The organism is Roseobacter sp. AzwK-3b, from assembly GCF_000170875.1.
GTDB classification, from domain to species: Bacteria; Pseudomonadota; Alphaproteobacteria; order Rhodobacterales; family Rhodobacteraceae; genus Roseovarius; species Roseovarius litoreus.
Genome location: NZ_ABCR01000003.1, coordinates 153,957 through 168,115, shown reverse-complemented (window position 1 = coordinate 168,115; position 14,159 = coordinate 153,957). Strand labels below are relative to the sequence as shown.

General features: G+C 63.1%; 15 protein-coding genes and 1 tRNA gene. 6 read left to right on the top strand and 10 right to left on the bottom strand.

All coding sequences use genetic code 11. The features are described from left to right. Positions 1–3: 3 nt before the first annotated feature. The 5 genes from RAZWK3B_RS07120 to RAZWK3B_RS07100 form a co-directional block, all read right to left on the bottom strand. On the bottom strand, positions 4–750 hold the full coding sequence (locus RAZWK3B_RS07120; RefSeq protein WP_007813607.1) for a hypothetical protein: 747 nt from the start codon (positions 748–750) through the stop codon (positions 4–6). A gap of 114 nt (positions 751–864) precedes the next feature. Beyond that, entirely contained in the window at positions 865–1,671 is an 807-nt protein-coding gene (locus tag RAZWK3B_RS07115; protein ID WP_007813606.1) for a lytic murein transglycosylase, read from the bottom strand. 128 nt (positions 1,672–1,799) lie between these two features. Then, positions 1,800–2,600, bottom strand: coding sequence for a hypothetical protein (locus tag RAZWK3B_RS07110; RefSeq protein ID WP_157132187.1), 801 nt, complete (start codon positions 2,598–2,600; stop codon positions 1,800–1,802). A 275-nt stretch (positions 2,601–2,875) separates the two neighbouring features. Beyond that, entirely contained in the window at positions 2,876–4,282 is a 1,407-nt protein-coding gene (gene glnA / locus RAZWK3B_RS07105; protein ID WP_007813603.1) for a type I glutamate--ammonia ligase, read from the bottom strand. Positions 4,283–4,327: 45 nt separating this feature from the next. Further along, positions 4,328–4,666, bottom strand: a complete 339-nt coding sequence (locus tag RAZWK3B_RS07100; RefSeq protein ID WP_007813600.1) for a P-II family nitrogen regulator — start codon at positions 4,664–4,666, stop codon at positions 4,328–4,330. A gap of 173 nt (positions 4,667–4,839) precedes the next feature. On the opposite strand from RAZWK3B_RS07100, the gene RAZWK3B_RS07095 reads away from it, so the two are divergent. Next, positions 4,840–6,420, top strand: a complete 1,581-nt coding sequence (locus tag RAZWK3B_RS07095; protein WP_037295323.1) for a bifunctional ADP-dependent NAD(P)H-hydrate dehydratase/NAD(P)H-hydrate epimerase — start codon at positions 4,840–4,842, stop codon at positions 6,418–6,420. Positions 6,421–6,461: 41 nt separating this feature from the next. Here RAZWK3B_RS07095 and RAZWK3B_RS07090 read toward each other — a convergent pair whose 3' ends face one another. Beyond that, on the bottom strand, positions 6,462–6,968 hold the full coding sequence (locus RAZWK3B_RS07090) for a Hint domain-containing protein (RefSeq protein ID WP_007813597.1): 507 nt from the start codon (positions 6,966–6,968) through the stop codon (positions 6,462–6,464). A gap of 182 nt (positions 6,969–7,150) precedes the next feature. Here RAZWK3B_RS07090 and RAZWK3B_RS07085 point away from each other — a divergent pair. Then, a tRNA-Leu gene (locus RAZWK3B_RS07085) sits at positions 7,151–7,235 on the top strand. A gap of 189 nt (positions 7,236–7,424) precedes the next feature. Then, complete coding sequence (gene tig, locus RAZWK3B_RS07080) at positions 7,425–8,756, top strand: trigger factor (protein WP_007813595.1); 1,332 nt, start codon at positions 7,425–7,427, stop codon at positions 8,754–8,756. A 247-nt stretch (positions 8,757–9,003) separates the two neighbouring features. Here tig and rplI read toward each other — a convergent pair whose 3' ends face one another. Genes rplI through rpsF form a run of 3 tightly spaced genes read right to left on the bottom strand, consistent with a single transcriptional unit; the run spans position 9,004 to position 10,252 of the window. Continuing rightward, positions 9,004–9,630 carry a 50S ribosomal protein L9 gene (gene rplI / locus RAZWK3B_RS07075; RefSeq protein ID WP_007813593.1) on the bottom strand — a complete coding sequence of 209 codons (627 nt, stop codon included), beginning with the start codon at positions 9,628–9,630 and terminating at the stop codon, positions 9,004–9,006. A gap of 12 nt (positions 9,631–9,642) precedes the next feature. Then, a complete protein-coding gene (rpsR, locus tag RAZWK3B_RS07070) occupies positions 9,643–9,870 on the bottom strand; it encodes a 30S ribosomal protein S18 (RefSeq protein ID WP_007813591.1) in 228 nt (75 codons plus the stop codon). A 28-nt stretch (positions 9,871–9,898) separates the two neighbouring features. Then, positions 9,899–10,252, bottom strand: coding sequence for a 30S ribosomal protein S6 (rpsF, locus tag RAZWK3B_RS07065; RefSeq protein WP_037295318.1), 354 nt, complete (start codon positions 10,250–10,252; stop codon positions 9,899–9,901). Positions 10,253–10,512: 260 nt separating this feature from the next. Here rpsF and RAZWK3B_RS07060 point away from each other — a divergent pair, with 260 nt between their 5' ends. Next, positions 10,513–11,001, top strand: a complete 489-nt coding sequence (locus RAZWK3B_RS07060; RefSeq protein WP_007813583.1) for a hypothetical protein — start codon at positions 10,513–10,515, stop codon at positions 10,999–11,001. A gap of 142 nt (positions 11,002–11,143) precedes the next feature. Further along, the gene (locus RAZWK3B_RS07055) at positions 11,144–11,719 is read left to right on the top strand and encodes a YceI family protein (RefSeq protein WP_007813581.1); all 576 of its coding nucleotides are present in this window, start codon (positions 11,144–11,146) and stop codon (positions 11,717–11,719) included. Positions 11,720–11,800: 81 nt separating this feature from the next. On the opposite strand, the gene RAZWK3B_RS07050 is transcribed toward RAZWK3B_RS07055, so the two are convergent. Further along, positions 11,801–13,018 (bottom strand): cytochrome b/b6 domain-containing protein, encoded by a 1,218-nt coding sequence (locus RAZWK3B_RS07050; RefSeq protein ID WP_007813580.1) that lies wholly within the window; start codon positions 13,016–13,018, stop codon positions 11,801–11,803. Between the two features lie 161 nt (positions 13,019–13,179). Here RAZWK3B_RS07050 and fabD point away from each other — a divergent pair, with 161 nt between their 5' ends. Next, the gene (gene fabD / locus RAZWK3B_RS07045; protein ID WP_037295235.1) at positions 13,180–14,121 is read left to right on the top strand and encodes an ACP S-malonyltransferase; all 942 of its coding nucleotides are present in this window, start codon (positions 13,180–13,182) and stop codon (positions 14,119–14,121) included. The last annotated feature ends 38 nt before the right edge of the window (positions 14,122–14,159 follow it).

Below are 14,159 nucleotides of genomic sequence, written 5' to 3'. Positions count from 1 at the left end.
GGGTCAGGCCGACAGGGGCGCCATGTCGCGCAGCATCGTGTAGACGAACATGAAGGCTCCCACGGGCGGCACGTAGAGCATCATGGTGAGCGCCAGCGCATGAATGGTCAGGCGCATCGGTTTCGTGGGCTCCGCACGCTGGCCCAGCCAGCGCGTCAGGGCGGCGGCGGGGGGCAGCATGGGCAGCATGGGCAGCGTGTCGATCCCGCGCTCGTCGTATTCGTACATCGTGTCGTCCCGTCCCGATATGTCCCGTGTGTCCAGCAGCTTGTCGCAGTCCGGCACCGTGGTGGATGTGGGCTTGACCGGAGGCGCGGTGTCACAGGGCGTGTGCGCGGTGTCGCGCAGCAGATCGAAGAGCGAGTCGATCAGGTCCGGACCGACCTGCGCATGGGCCTCGCCGCGTATAACGGATCGGGGCGGCAGCACCTCCTGCATCCGCTCGGCGATCTGATCGGCGATCTGGCGGAAGGACGAGATGATGAAGGGCGGCTGGCGGTGCGGATCGGTCGGACCGACGGCTGCGATCACGTGCCAGGCGCCATCCTCCTCGTCGGGCGGCAGCCAGCCAAGGGCCACGCGCAGGTAGTCGCGTTCGATCACCGCGATATCGTCGCAATCCCAGATCAGAGCCCGTGTCTGGGCGTCGACGAGGTGGAATGCGAGGTCGAACTCCTCGACGATATCGTGGAAGTCCATGCGCGGACATGCGCCATACTCGAAACCGACAACATACCCTTGGGTCTGCATGAGGATCCCCCCGACCTGCCCGTTGATGTATTGGTTCACCTACGAGTTAAGCGCTCAATCATGCTGCTAAATTGATCTAAATGCGGCAGAAAGGTGATTTTCGGGGGAGAAGGGTCAGGGCCTGTCGATCCGCTCGGCCATGATCGCGATCGCCTTCTGGTAGACGCCTGCGGCGTTCCATTGCTGGATCACGCGGAAATTGGGTTCGCCCTCCTGATAGCCAGCACCCGGTTGCCAGCCTTTCTGGCGCAGGAAATTGGCGGTCGAGGCGAGTGCATCGGAAAGAGTGTAGAGGTCAACACGCCCGTCGCCATTGGCATCGACCCCGTAGGTGAGCGCGTTGCCGGGCAGGAACTGGGTGTGGCCGAGCTCGCCGTGTTTGGCGCCGCGGGTGTCGGCGGTGATCGTGCCGCGATCCACCAGTTTGAGCGCGCCGATGGCATGGGGGATGAAGAAGTCGGAGCGGCGGCAATCATAGGCCAGCGTGGTAATCGCCGAGACCACGGCGCTGTCGCCCATGAAGCCGCCAAAGCCGGTTTCCATGCCGTGAATGGCGATCAGCACGCCCGCAGGCACGCCGTATTGACGCTCCAGCGCGTCATAGAACGCGGCGTCGCGGGCCTTGCGTTTGCGCCCTTGGGCGATGATCGTCTCGGCGCCGCGGACCTGCATGAACTTCTCGAGCGTGTAGCGAAAGCTTTTCTGGTTGCGGTCGGCGGCGATGGTGCGGCTGGCGTATTGGGCATTGGCAAGGGCGCGAAGGCCGGGCTGGCCCACCCCGGCGCGCGCGGCTTCGGCGGCGAAGGCGGATTTCCAGGCGGCGAAGCCCGCGCCGTCATTGCCGCAAGCGGCGGCGTGAGCGGGCAGGGGAGGCAAGAGCGCAAGGCTGCACAGACCGAGCGGCGCCAGAAGGCGGATCATCAGAGGGCGGGTTGGCATGACATCCTCGGAACAAAACGGACCAAGTGAAAGCTTAGCGGAGCATCGGCTGTCCACAAAGCCAAAATGAAGGGGCGCGCAGGGTGGTGAAGCCCGGACGCAAAAACGCTTCAGAACAGAAGCGATTGCACCGCGCTCATGGCTTGGGCCGCGGTGCCATAGGTCTGAAAGGCGAGGAAGGTCCCGGTGAGAGCCGCTGTCTGGGAGGCGAGGCGCGGATTTTCGCCCTTGATGACGGTAATCAGCAGAAGCGCCAGCCCCACGGGCAGCGCCAGAAGGACCACGGCATAGGTCATCAGCCACGCAGAAAGGCGTTGCAGGTCGCTGATGGGTCGTATCACCTGCTGGGCCTCGGGGGCATTGTCCTCGGCGTCGATGCGGCACAGGAAATCGCGCAAGTCCTGCCGGGTCGCCTCGGGCGCGGGCGGTGTGACGAGCGGGGGAAGGCCGGGGTCGAGGCGCGGGGCGGTGGTGCTGATCCGGGGCAGATTGGCGGTGATGAGATCGAAATCACCGCGCGACATCAGGCGGGTGTCGCCGACCCACCGGATGTGATCGGCATGAAGCAGGCTGTGCAGCGCCTTGAGCACATGGGTCACCACCATATCGGGGCTCAAGCCGGAGGGATCGGTGCCGAGAGGCGCGCAAGACGCGGTCAACGAAAGCTCGAGGCAGATGCCCGGCTGCCGGGATGCCTGATCTGGGGCGGTTTCGGCCCTTGTCCGCAGACGCATCACGTGCCGGGATGTGGCAATTTGCGCCGTTCGGTCACGCAGGATGCGCAGGCCGGAGGGTTTGTGCCCCAGGCTGTCGAGCGTCGCGGCGGCATGCCGCGCGCTGCGCGTCATGTCGATCTCGCGATCGCTGGAAAACACCAGCCCCGCCGTCAGCCGGGAAATCTGCTTCGTCATGTCATCGCCTATCTTTGCATCGCGCACCACAGGCTTTCTTAAAGGTCGATATTGGATATGTTTTGTTTCAAATGGGATGAGATTGGGGCAATGCACACTTTTTGCGTGTATTGTTTCCGATCCGGGGATTGTCACCACGGGTCACCACCCGCTGGCCACGGCGCCGGGCCTTTGGGCGCGGTCATGAAAATGCACCCCCTCCGGCAGAGGGGGCGCTTCGTTTCACTGTCCCATGATGGCGCTGCGTGATCCCGCCCGGAGGGGCGGGAACGCGATCAGCAGCTGTAATACATCATGAATTCGACCGGATGGGGTGTGTGCTCGTATGTTTCGAGCTCTTCCATCTTGAGGTCGATATAGCCGTCGATCTGGTCCTTGGTGAAGACGTCACCGGCCAGCAGGAAGGCATGGTCGGCCTGCAGGGCTTCGAGCGCTTCGCGCAGGCTGCCGCAGACGGTGGGGATGCCTTCGAGTTCCTCGGCGGGCAGATCGTAGAGGTTCTTGTCCATGGCTTCGCCCGGATCGATCTTGTTCTTGATGCCGTCGAGGCCGGCCATCAACAGGGCCGAGAAGCACAGATAGGGGTTGGCCGAAGGATCGGGGAAGCGGGCTTCGACGCGCTTTGCCTTGGGCGACTCGGTCCATGGGATCCGGACGCAGCCCGACCGGTTGCGGGCCGAATACGCGCGCAGAACCGGGGCTTCGAAGCCGGGGATCAGACGCTTGTAGGAGTTGGTGGACGGGTTGGTGAAGGCGTTGAGCGTCTTGGCGTGCTTGAGGATGCCGCCGATGAAATACAGCGCTTCCTGGCTGAGATCGGCGTATTTGTCGCCTGCGAAGAGCGGCTTGCCGTCTTTCCAGATCGACATGTTCACGTGCATGCCGGTGCCATTGTCGCCATAGATCGGCTTGGGCATGAAGGTGGCCGACTTGCCGTAGGCCTGTGCCACGTTGTGGATCACGTATTTGTATTTCTGAAGCTCATCGGCCTGCGTGGTCAGCGTGCCGAAGATCAGGCCCAGCTCGTGCTGGCACGACGCCACCTCGTGGTGGTGCTTGTCGACCTTCATGCCAAGGCGCTTCATGGTGCTGAGCATTTCCGAGCGGATATCCTGACCATCGTCGATCGGGTTTACGGGGAAATAGCCGCCCTTGACGCCCGGACGATGGCCGGTGTTGCCCATTTCGTATTCGGTGTCGGTGTTCCACGAGGCGTCGAGCGCGTCGATTTCGTAGGAGACCTTGTTGATCTTGTTCGAGAAGCGCACGTCGTCGAACAGGAAGAATTCGGCTTCGGGGCCGAAGAAGGCGGAATCGCCGATGCCCGAGGATTTCAGGTAGGCTTCTGCCTTCTGGGCGGTGCCGCGCGGGTCACGCTCGTAGGGTTCGCCGGTGTCGGGCTCGACCACCGAGCAATGCACGCAGAGGGTTTTCTCGGCGTAGAACGGGTCGATATAGGCCGACTCGGTGTCGGGCATCAGTTTCATGTCGGAGGCTTCGATCGATTTCCAGCCGGCGATCGAGGAGCCGTCGAACATGAACCCTTCTTCAAGGAAGTCTTCATCGACCAGATCGGCCATCACGGTGACGTGCTGCAACTTGCCGCGCGGGTCGGTGAAGCGGATGTCGACGTATTCTACGTCTTCTTCCTTGATCTGCTGGAGGATTGCTTTCTGGCTCATGTGCCTTCTTCCCTTTTCTGATAGTGGGTCTGTATTCGGTGTGGATTAAAGAGCGTCTGGGCCGGTTTCGCCGGTCCGGATGCGAATGGCTTGTTCGACGGGGCTGACGAAGATCTTGCCGTCGCCGATCTTGTCGGTCTTTGCGGCGTCGATGATCGCCTCGATGGCCTGATCGACCTGGTCATCGTCGATGACGACGTCGATTTTCACCTTGGGCAGGAAATCCACGACATATTCTGCCCCGCGATAGAGTTCGGTATGGCCTTTCTGGCGCCCGAAACCCTTGACCTCGATGACAGAAAGCCCCTGAATCCCGGCCTCCTGAAGGGCCTCTTTGACCTCGTCAAGCTTGAACGGCTTGATGATCGCTTCGATTTTCTTCATGGGCTTCGGCCTCCCTCGCCATGTATTGCGGGCCTGTGAGACCACTTCTCACCGGGGGGCTCAATCGGATAGGGTAAAAGGCGCTGGCGTCGGCCGGGTGGCGCTTGGGTCATGCGTAAAATTTAATCGAAATGCATAAATTTGCGCCGTTTTGGAAACTTGGGAGTGAGATGATGACCGAAGTCTTGAGTGCCGGGCAGATGCGCGCCCTTGAAACCGAGGCCATCGAGTCGGGGCAGGTGACCGGGTTGGAGCTGATGGAGCGCGCCGGGCGGGGCGTTGTCGAGGCGGTTTTCTCGCAATGGCCGGATCTGGTGCAGGCGCCGGGATGGGCGGCCGTGCTCTGTGGGCCGGGCAATAATGGCGGCGACGGGTTCGTTATCGCGCGTCTGCTGCGCGACTGGGGCTGGGAGGTCGATCTGTGGCTTTTGGGTGATCCCGAGAGGTTGCCGCCCGATGCCAGGGCCAATCATGACCGCTGGTGCGCGATGGGCGGCGCGGTGCGCCCCTATCGCGAGGAAGGCGAGGGCGCGTTCGCCTTGCCGGACAGCGGACATGATGGGCGGGTGCTGCTGGTGGACGCGCTTTTTGGCACGGGGCTGACGCGGCCCTTGGAGGGGGTGGATGCGTTCGGGCTGGCCACGCAGATGGCGTCACGGCGGGGCGCGAGGGTTGTCGCGGTGGATGTGCCAAGCGGGCTTTGCGCGGATTCAGGCCGCTATCTGAGGCGCGAGGGCGCGGCGCGCTATCACGAGACGGTACGCGCCGATCTGACGGTGAGTTTCCACGCCGCCAAGCTGGGGCATTATCTGCAGGACGGGCCTGCGGCCTGTGGGGCACTGGCGATTGCGGATATCGGGCTGGAGGGGCCGGAGGATCCGCTGGTGGCGCAACTGGTCGATGCGCCTGACGGGGAGGTTCTGGACAAGCGGCAGGGGCATAAATACGGGCATGGTCATGCGCTGATCCTGTCGGGAGATGCGGGGCAGACAGGGGCGGCGCGGCTGGCGGCGCGTGCGGCGCTGCGGATCGGGGCGGGGCTTGTGAAGCTTGGCGTGCCGCCGGGGGCGCAGGCCGAGGTCGCAGCACAGATCACTGCGTTGATGATGCGCCCTGTGCCAGATATCGATGCGCTGGCCGAGCTGCTGGACGATCCGCGGTTTTCGGCCATCGGGCTTGGTCCGGGGATGGGGGTGAGCGAGGCGACGGCCAGTCTGGCGGCGGTGGCGGTGTCGTCGGGGCGGGCTTGTGTGCTGGATGCGGATGCGCTGAGCGTCTTTGCGGATAATCCGGACGAGCTGTTCGATCTGACGTCGGGGACGCAGTGCGTGCTGACCCCGCATGGCGGAGAGTTCGCGCGGCTTTTCCCGGATCTGGCCGAGCGTCTGGTGGCGGTGCCGACGACCGGCCCGGCCATGTCGCGGGTGGATGCGGCACGCGAGGCGGCAAGGCGGGCGGGCTGTGTCGTGCTGCTCAAGGGGGCGGATACGGTGATCGCGGCGGCCGATGGGCGGGTGTCGGTCCATGCGGCCTGTTACGGGCGCGCGGCGCCCTGGCTTGCGACAGCTGGATCAGGCGATGTGTTGACCGGGTTGATTGCAGGGCTGATGGCGCGGGGTTTTGGCCCGATGCAGGCCAGCGAGCTGGCGGCATGGTGCCATGTGGAGGCGGCGCGCCGCTTTGGTCCGGGGCTGATTGCCGAAGATCTGCCCGAGGCGCTGCCGGGTGTCTTGCGAGGGCTGGACGCCTGCTGAGGCGCCAGCCCCCGTCGTGATCCGGGTAGAAGGCTTTGGGTTCAGGCGGCGGCGGAGGCGGCGGCGTTAGCGGCTTGTGGGAAATACCCGGCCACTTCAATGCCGTCGACATAGAGGATATGCGGGCGGTCGAATTCAAGATCACAGACTGTCATGGGAACATCGTCCTGAAGTCGGATGAATTCGCCATCGACCAGACTGGAAACCGGGATCAGCGCCTGGGGTTTGCCGAACAGCGCCTGAGCCCGCCAGTCGCGCATAAGCACCATTTGGCGAGCCGGAAGGGTCACGTCGCGATCGGGGCGGCTTTGACCCAGAGAGCCGGCGGCGATGCGCACCGCAGCTGTTCGGATTTGGCGCCTATGGACCGCCTTTACGATGGCCATGCCGCTGTCGCGGGTTATGACGCGGTCACCCGCCTGCACATGGCCCACAGGCTTTGCGCCGTCCAAGGTGAGGATGATGGAATGGGCCAAAAGGCCAGTGGTGTCACTCGGGATTCGGGAGGGGGTACCATCCGCGATCCGCCCGACCGTTTTCGGTTTCATGGCGTTTCTCACTTTTTACTGCCTCATTTTAGACCAAGTTATGACAATAATTGGTAAATGTCGCCTCCTTTTTGTGAGGCACTGCATTAAAGTTGAGATGATTTTTCCACTCGCATCCGGCATGCGGCTTTGCTAGAGACCGCTCTATCATGCTTGACCTGCTGGCAGGCCGCGTGAAACTGGCGGGTGTGGCGGAATTGGTAGACGCACCAGATTTAGGTTCTGGCGCCGCAAGGCGTGGGGGTTCAAGTCCCTCCACCCGCACCAGTGATCCCTGAGCAAAGGGCGGCCATGGCCGGGGCGGCGGACGCCCTCATGGATCTGGCCGAAGGGGCGTGTGCCTTGCACCGCTTGCGTGCTGATTCAGGGTTGATCCTGCCTCGGGGCCAAACTAGTAAGACGAAAATTTCATCGGGGCGCCGTTCGGGCGCCCTGTCAGCTTATGCGAGGAAGCTCATGCAAGTCACCGAGACCCAGAACGAAGGCCTGAAGCGCGCCTACAAGATGATCCTGACAGCGCAGGAGCTGGAAGACAAGGTAACCGAAAAGCTGAAAGAGGCTCAGCCGGATGTGGCGTTGAAGGGCTTCCGCAAGGGCAAGGTGCCGCTTGCGCTGCTGAAAAAGCAGTTTGGCCAGCGGGTGCTCGGCGAGGCCATGCAGGAAGCCGTGGACGGCGCGATGTCGGCCCATTTCGAGGAAAAAGGCGAGCGTCCTGCAGCAGAGCCTGCGGTCAAGATGGTAAACGAGGACTGGAAAGAGGGCGACGACGTCGAGATCGAGATGTCCTATGAGGCTCTGCCCGAGATCCCCGAGGTCGATCTGTCGGCGATCAAGGTCGAGCGACTGGTCGCTAAGGCCGATGACGCAGCCGTTGACGAGGCGCTGAAGAACCTTGCCGAGAGCGCACAGGACTTCAAGGACCGCAAGAAAGGCTCCAAGTCGAAGGACGGCGATCAGGTTGTGATCGATTTCGTCGGCAAGGTGGATGGTGAGGCCTTCGAAGGGGGCAGCGCCGAGGATTATCCGCTGGCGCTTGGCTCGAACAGCTTCATCCCCGGCTTCGAGGATCAGCTGGTCGGCGTGAAGGTCGGCGAGGAAAAGGACGTCACCGTCAAGTTCCCCGATGAGTACCAGGCCGCGCATCTGGCCGGCAAGGATGCCGTCTTTGAATGCAAGATCAAGGAAATCAAGGAGCCGGTCGCGGCCGAGATCAACGATGATCTGGCCCAGAAATACGGCGCCGAAAGCCTTGATGCGCTGAAGGATCAGATCAAGGAGCGTCTGGAAGCCGAATATGCCGGCGCCGCGCGCGCCGTGATGAAGCGCCATCTGCTGGACGAGATGGACAAGCTCGTCGATTTCGATCTGCCCCCCAGCATGGTCGAGGCCGAGGCCAACCAGATCGCCCATCAGCTCTGGCACGAGGAAAACCCCGAGGTGCAGGGCCACGATCACCCCGAGATCGAGCCGACCGAAGAGCACACCAAGCTGGCCGAGCGCCGCGTGCGTCTTGGCCTTCTGCTGGCCCATCTGGGTCAGAAAGCCGAGGTCGAGGTGACCGATGCCGAGATGACCCAAGCCGTGATGCAGCAGGCCCGCCAATATCCGGGGCAGGAGCGTCAGTTCTTCGAATTCGTGCAGAACAATCCGCAGATGCGCCAGCAGCTGCGCGCGCCGATCTTCGAGGACAAGGTGATCGACTATGTCGCCGAGCTGGCGCAGGTCACCGAAAAAGAGAGCACCAAGGACGAGCTTGAAAAGGCCGTTGAGGCGATGGACGAGGAATAAGGCGCAATCGGTCTTTCAGACCGCGCCGGACCACGATGGGCCGCTCCGATCTGACGGAGCGGCCCTTTTTCGTTCTAGAGCCGCGCGGCTTGAGTGGGGCCGGGCGCGACAGATGGCCCGCCAGAGCGCGCGTCCTGCCCATCCATGCACCTGCAGGCGGCAAGTCGGTGGCGGACCGCGTGTGAGACAAACAAAAAGGGCCGCATGATCCCATGCGGCCCTTTGGTATACTCTGGTGCGAGGCGGCTCAGCGCTCTTCGTCGTCCTGTGCAGGGCGGGCCGTTTCGCCGGTTTCGGCGAGGTCGTCGTCGTCCGACGCTGCACCACCGATATCGTCGAAGAGTTCCGCAATCTCGAAATCCGCGGCTTCTTCTTCTTCGGCGGCGACCTGCTGAATGGTCTTGCCGGAGGCCTGAAGCTCGGCTTCTTCGGGGGAGCGGGCGACGTTGAGCAGCATGGTCACGTCGACTTCGGGGTGCAGATGCACCTCGACTTCGTGCAGACCGAGGGTCTTGATCGGCTGACGGATCAGAACCTGCTTGCGGTCGATGGTGAACCCGGCCTCGGTGGCGACGATGGCCGCGTCACGGGTCGACACGGAGCCATAGAGGTTGCCGCCGTCGGATGCCTGGCGAATCACGATGAATTGCTGACCGTCGAGTTGTTCGGCCAGTTTCTCGGCTTCATTGCGGCTTTCGAGATTGTGCGCCTCGAGCTGTGCCTTGCGGTTCTCAAAGCCCTTGATGTTGGCTTCGGAAGCGGTCAGCGCCTTGCCCTGCGGCAGCAGGTAGTTGCGCGCAAAGCCGGGCTTGACGTCGACGACTTCGCCCATCTGGCCCAGCTTGGCCACGCGTTCGAGAAGGATAACTTGCATGATGCTCTCTCCTTACTTCACGGCGTAGGGGAGCAGGGCGAGGAACCGTGCGCGCTTGATGGCACGGGACAGTTCACGCTGCTTCTTGGCCGAAACGGCGGTGATGCGCGACGGGACGATCTTGCCGCGCTCGGAAATGTAGCGCTGGAGCAGTTTCGTGTCCTTGTAGTCGATCGCAGGTGCGTTGTCGCCCGAGAAGGGGCAGACCTTGCGGCGGCGGAAAAACGGTTTTGCAGCCATGGTTTAGTGTCCTTTCTTCAGGCGAATATCAACGGCGCTCGCGACGGGGTTCACGTTCGTCGCGCTTTTGCATCTGGACCGAGGGACCCTCGGCATGCTCGTCGACCTTGATGGTCATGACGCGCATCACATCGTCGTGCAGACGCATCAGGCGCTCCATTTCCTGCACGGCCGGCGCGGGTGCGTCGGTTCTCAGGAAGGAGTAATGCCCCTTGCGGTTCTTGTTGATCTTGTAGGCCATCGTCTTGACGCCCCAGTACTCGCTGTCGACGATCTTGCCGCCGTTGTCGGACAGAACGGTACCGAAATGTTCGATAAGGCCTTCGGCCTGCGCGTTGGACAGATCCTGGCGCGCGATGAATACATGCTCGTAGAGCGGCATGTGATCTCCACTTTTTTCAAGGCGCATTTCATAGGCGGGGTCATACCCTTCCGCTGCCCCACCACGAGAGACTGCGCGGTTCAAATCGTTTTGCGAAAGGAAGCCGGTCCTTACGATGGATTGCGCTGCGTGGCAAGGCCTGCCGACCGGGGCGGTGCAGATGCAAGATTTCTCCGCGCAGGCGCCCCAAACCTGCCCGATTTGGATGGTTTGAATACCGAAGTTGAATTGTTCACGAGTAAGAAGAATGAGGTCGAGCAATGGTTGCCTTTTCCGATCAGTATCGTGCGAAGATACAAGACGGCGTCCCCGCAAGTGGATACAAGCCCGGTTTCGCGCTGCGTCGCGCGGGGCTTATGTGTCTGGGTGCAGCGTTCCTGATGTCGGCCATGGGCCTGTGGATGATGCCGGGAGAGCCGGGCGATTACGCGATGCAGTTGATAAAGCTGCTTATCTCGGCTGTGGCGGTGGTGGCCGGTCTGACCTGTCTTTCCTGTCTGGGCAGTCACCGCGCCGATCCCGAAATTCACGTCGACCGGGCCCGGGGCGAGCTGCGCCTGATGGAGCGCGACGCAAGGGGCGTCGCGCGCGTCGCGGCCTCTCATCAGCTGGACAGCTTGCAGGAGGCGACGCTGGATAACGGGTTCTTTTCGGTGCGCGACGCTGGCGGCAAGGAGCTGGTTTCGGTGCGGGTGACCGATCGCCGGTTGCACGATCAACTGTGCCGGGTGTTCGATCTTCGGGCGTGAGCGACCCGCGCCAAGCGAAAACCCGCGCCACATCTGTTCGCTGATCCACACATTTTGTTGAATTCTGGGGGATTGTCCGCTGTAGCGGACGCCCCACGTTTGCTTTACACGCATTTTACACAACCCTACAGGGAGAATTGCAATGAGAAAGACCCTTCTGGCCGCAGCATTGACGCTTGGTGCAAGTGCCGCCTTTGCCGCCCCCGAGACCTATGAGCTGGACGCAAGCCACAGCCAGATCGTGTTCTCGTATGACCACCTTGGCTATTCGACCACGTTCGGAATGTTCTCGGGCTTCGAGGGCGAGATCATGTTCGATCAGGAAAACCCGGCCAATTCGTCGGTGAACGTATCGATGCCGTTGCGGTCGATGCTGACCGGCTGGGAAAAGCGGTTCGAGCATTTCATGTCCGATGATTTCTTCGGCGCGGCCGAGGGCGACATGGTGAGCTTCACCTCCACCGGGATCGAGGTGACGGGCGAGGATACGGCGCTTATCACTGGTGATCTGACAATGAATGGCGTGACCAAATCGGTCGTGCTGGATGCCAAGCTGAACAAGGTCGAAGGTCACCCGATGAAGAACGGCCAGCCTTGGGCCGGGTTCGATGCGACAACCACGCTGTTGCGCTCGGATTTCGGCGTGGGCCAGTTCGCCCCCGCGGTCAGCGATGAGGTCGAGGTCATGATCTCGATCGAGGCCGGCAAGGCGCAGTAAGCCAGCGGCAGTTTCACAAGATGAAAGGCCAGCCCGGCTTGGGCTGGCCTTTTTCGTTGGTGTCGATGGAATGGCGCGCGATCAGCCGCGCGCGGCGGTCAGATCGAAGCTGATATCGACGGTCGCGCCCAGAGAGTCCGTGCCATCGCCGCCGATCCCGAAGTTGCGCCGATCCACGCTCAGCCCGCCACTGGCAGAGGCGGTGTCGCCGTCGATGCTCAGGTCGAACGGCATCTCGACAGGGACCGACTGATCCTTGATCGTCAGCGTGCCGCGCGCCAGTTTGCCGGTCTCAGTGGTCAGGATATCGGCCTGGAAGGTGGCTGTGGGGAAGTTTTCGGCGTTGAAATACTCCTTGCCCATGGCCTGATCGGTGACCGATCCCAAGGTGAGCGATCCGATGGATATGGTCACCGTCACGTCACCATGCCGCCCGTTCGCATCGGGCTGCTCGGCATAGCTGATCTCGGCGGTCCAGTCGGCAAAGCTTCCGGTGACCTGACTGCCCATCTGCGTGATGTCGATGTTCAATGTGCCTTGCTGAACCTGCCATTCGCTGTCGACGGCGGCCAGAGTGGCCATGCCCGCGGCACCCGCCCCCTTGGAGAACCAGCCCAAGGCACCGGCACCGCCCAGAACCGCCGCCCAGACCGCAAGAGCCGTCACGAAGGGCAGGAGATGCCCGGGTTGCCTGGCGGTGGGATGCGCGGGGTTCAGGCCGGGCAGCATCCGGCGCAAGGTGGCATCGCCATCGATCACGTGATGCTTGAGCGCGCCCGCCACATGCAGCGTGATCGCGCCGACCAGCACCCATTGAAGCACGAAATGCACAACGCCCGAAATCTCGGCCAGATGCGGGTCTTGCGGCACGAAGGGCAGGGTTTGCCCAAAAGGCCACCAGATCGGCGCAAAGCCCGTGGTGGCGGCGTGATGCACCCAGCCCGACAAGGGCACCAGCACCAGCGAGCCGTAAAGCAGCCAGTGCACGGTTTCGGCCAACCACGCCTCGGCGCGCTTGTCACCATTCAGAAGGCCCGGCTTGGGCTGGCTGATGGCCCACCCGATACGCGCCAGCGCCACGAAGAACACGGCAAGACCGAGGGTCTTGTGGGCCGAGAAAAGCGTGGTGGCCAGCCGCACGGTCGCCTCGGATGCGGAGGCATCGGGATTGCGTATCTGATAGGCCAGATCATTGGCGATCAACCCCAATGGAATGACGGCAAGGATCAGGAGCGCAGTGAGCCAGTGGAAGGTCTTGGTCACGCTGCCATAGGTCGTGCTGGAGTTGCTGGTGGGCATCACTTGGCTCCTGTCGGTTGCGTCTGCAGGCCAATCTAGCCGGGCTTTGGACAGGAACAATGCCCGCCTGCGCACAGGCGACGTGCGCGGGTGTTGGTCGTTGCCTCCGGGCGCGAGGCGCGCTATCCGGGGGGCGCAAGATCAGGGAGGCAGACGATCAGATGAGCCGAGCATTCGTATTCCCCGGACAAGGGGCGCAGACCATCGGGATGGGCAAGGCCCTGGCCGAGACTTATCCTGCCGCGCGGGCGGTTTTCGACGAGGTGGATGAGGCGCTTGGGGAAAAGCTGAGCGCGCTGGTCTGGGAGGGCGCGCAGGATGACCTCACGCTGACGCAGAATGCCCAGCCTGCGCTGATGGCCACGTCGCTTGCCGCGATGCGCGCGCTCGAGGCCGAAGGCATCACGATCGATGCCGCCGCGATGGTGGCGGGCCACTCGCTTGGGGAATATTCGGCGCTGGCGGCGGCGGGGGCGTTGAGCGTGGCCGATTGCGCGCGGCTGCTGCGCATCCGGGGCGAGGCGATGCAGAAGGCCGTGCCGGTGGGTGTGGGCGCGATGGCCGCGATCCTTGGGCTCGATCTGGAGGCGGTGCGCGCCTTGGCGGCGGATGCGGCCGAAGGCGAGGTCTGCGAGGCGGCGAATGACAACGATCCCGGTCAGGTGGTCGTCTCGGGGCAGTGCGGGGCGGTGGAGCGCGCAGTCGCGATGGCCAAGGACCGTGGCGCAAAGCGCGCCATGCTGTTGCCGGTCAGCGCGCCGTTTCATTGCGCGCTGATGCAGCCTGCAGCCGATGCGATGGCCGAGGCGCTGAGTGCCGTGGCGATCAGCGCGCCGCGGGTGCCGCTGGTGGCCAATGTGGTGGCCGAGCAGGTAAGCGATCCGGACCGCATCCGCGCGCTTCTGGTGGAGCAGGTGACAGGTGCGGTGCGCTGGCGCGAGTCGGTGCTCTATATGGCCACCCAGGGCGTGACCGAGACATGGGAGATCGGCGCGGGCAAGGCGCTGTCGGGCATGGTGCGCCGGATCGACCGTGACATCGAGACCCGCGCGGTGGGCACGCCCGAAGATGTCGCGGCGGCGGTCGCGGCGATGAACGGCTGAGCCCGGGCGCGAAAAATTGCATTTTTCAGTCCGGATTT

Bases quoted from the DNA above. Each gene is read 5' to 3' on its own strand.
- RAZWK3B_RS07120 (WP_007813607.1), bottom strand. From the start codon at position 750: ATGCAGACCCAAGGGTATGTTGTCGGTTTCGAGTATGGCGCATGTCCG.
- RAZWK3B_RS07115 (WP_007813606.1), bottom strand. From the start codon at position 1,671: ATGATCCGCCTTCTGGCGCCGCTCGGTCTGTGCAGCCTTGCGCTCTTG.
- RAZWK3B_RS07110 (WP_157132187.1), bottom strand. From the start codon at position 2,600: ATGACGAAGCAGATTTCCCGGCTGACGGCGGGGCTGGTGTTTTCCAGC.
- glnA (WP_007813603.1), bottom strand. From the start codon at position 4,282: ATGAGCCAGAAAGCAATCCTCCAGCAGATCAAGGAAGAAGACGTAGAA.
- RAZWK3B_RS07100 (WP_007813600.1), bottom strand. From the start codon at position 4,666: ATGAAGAAAATCGAAGCGATCATCAAGCCGTTCAAGCTTGACGAGGTC.
- RAZWK3B_RS07095 (WP_037295323.1), top strand. From the start codon at position 4,840: ATGACCGAAGTCTTGAGTGCCGGGCAGATGCGCGCCCTTGAAACCGAG.
- RAZWK3B_RS07090 (WP_007813597.1), bottom strand. From the start codon at position 6,968: ATGAAACCGAAAACGGTCGGGCGGATCGCGGATGGTACCCCCTCCCGA.
- tig (WP_007813595.1), top strand. From the start codon at position 7,425: ATGCAAGTCACCGAGACCCAGAACGAAGGCCTGAAGCGCGCCTACAAG.
- rplI (WP_007813593.1), bottom strand. From the start codon at position 9,630: ATGCAAGTTATCCTTCTCGAACGCGTGGCCAAGCTGGGCCAGATGGGC.
- rpsR (WP_007813591.1), bottom strand. From the start codon at position 9,870: ATGGCTGCAAAACCGTTTTTCCGCCGCCGCAAGGTCTGCCCCTTCTCG.
- rpsF (WP_037295318.1), bottom strand. From the start codon at position 10,252: ATGCCGCTCTACGAGCATGTATTCATCGCGCGCCAGGATCTGTCCAAC.
- RAZWK3B_RS07060 (WP_007813583.1), top strand. From the start codon at position 10,513: ATGGTTGCCTTTTCCGATCAGTATCGTGCGAAGATACAAGACGGCGTC.
- RAZWK3B_RS07055 (WP_007813581.1), top strand. From the start codon at position 11,144: ATGAGAAAGACCCTTCTGGCCGCAGCATTGACGCTTGGTGCAAGTGCC.
- RAZWK3B_RS07050 (WP_007813580.1), bottom strand. From the start codon at position 13,018: ATGCCCACCAGCAACTCCAGCACGACCTATGGCAGCGTGACCAAGACC.
- fabD (WP_037295235.1), top strand. From the start codon at position 13,180: ATGAGCCGAGCATTCGTATTCCCCGGACAAGGGGCGCAGACCATCGGG.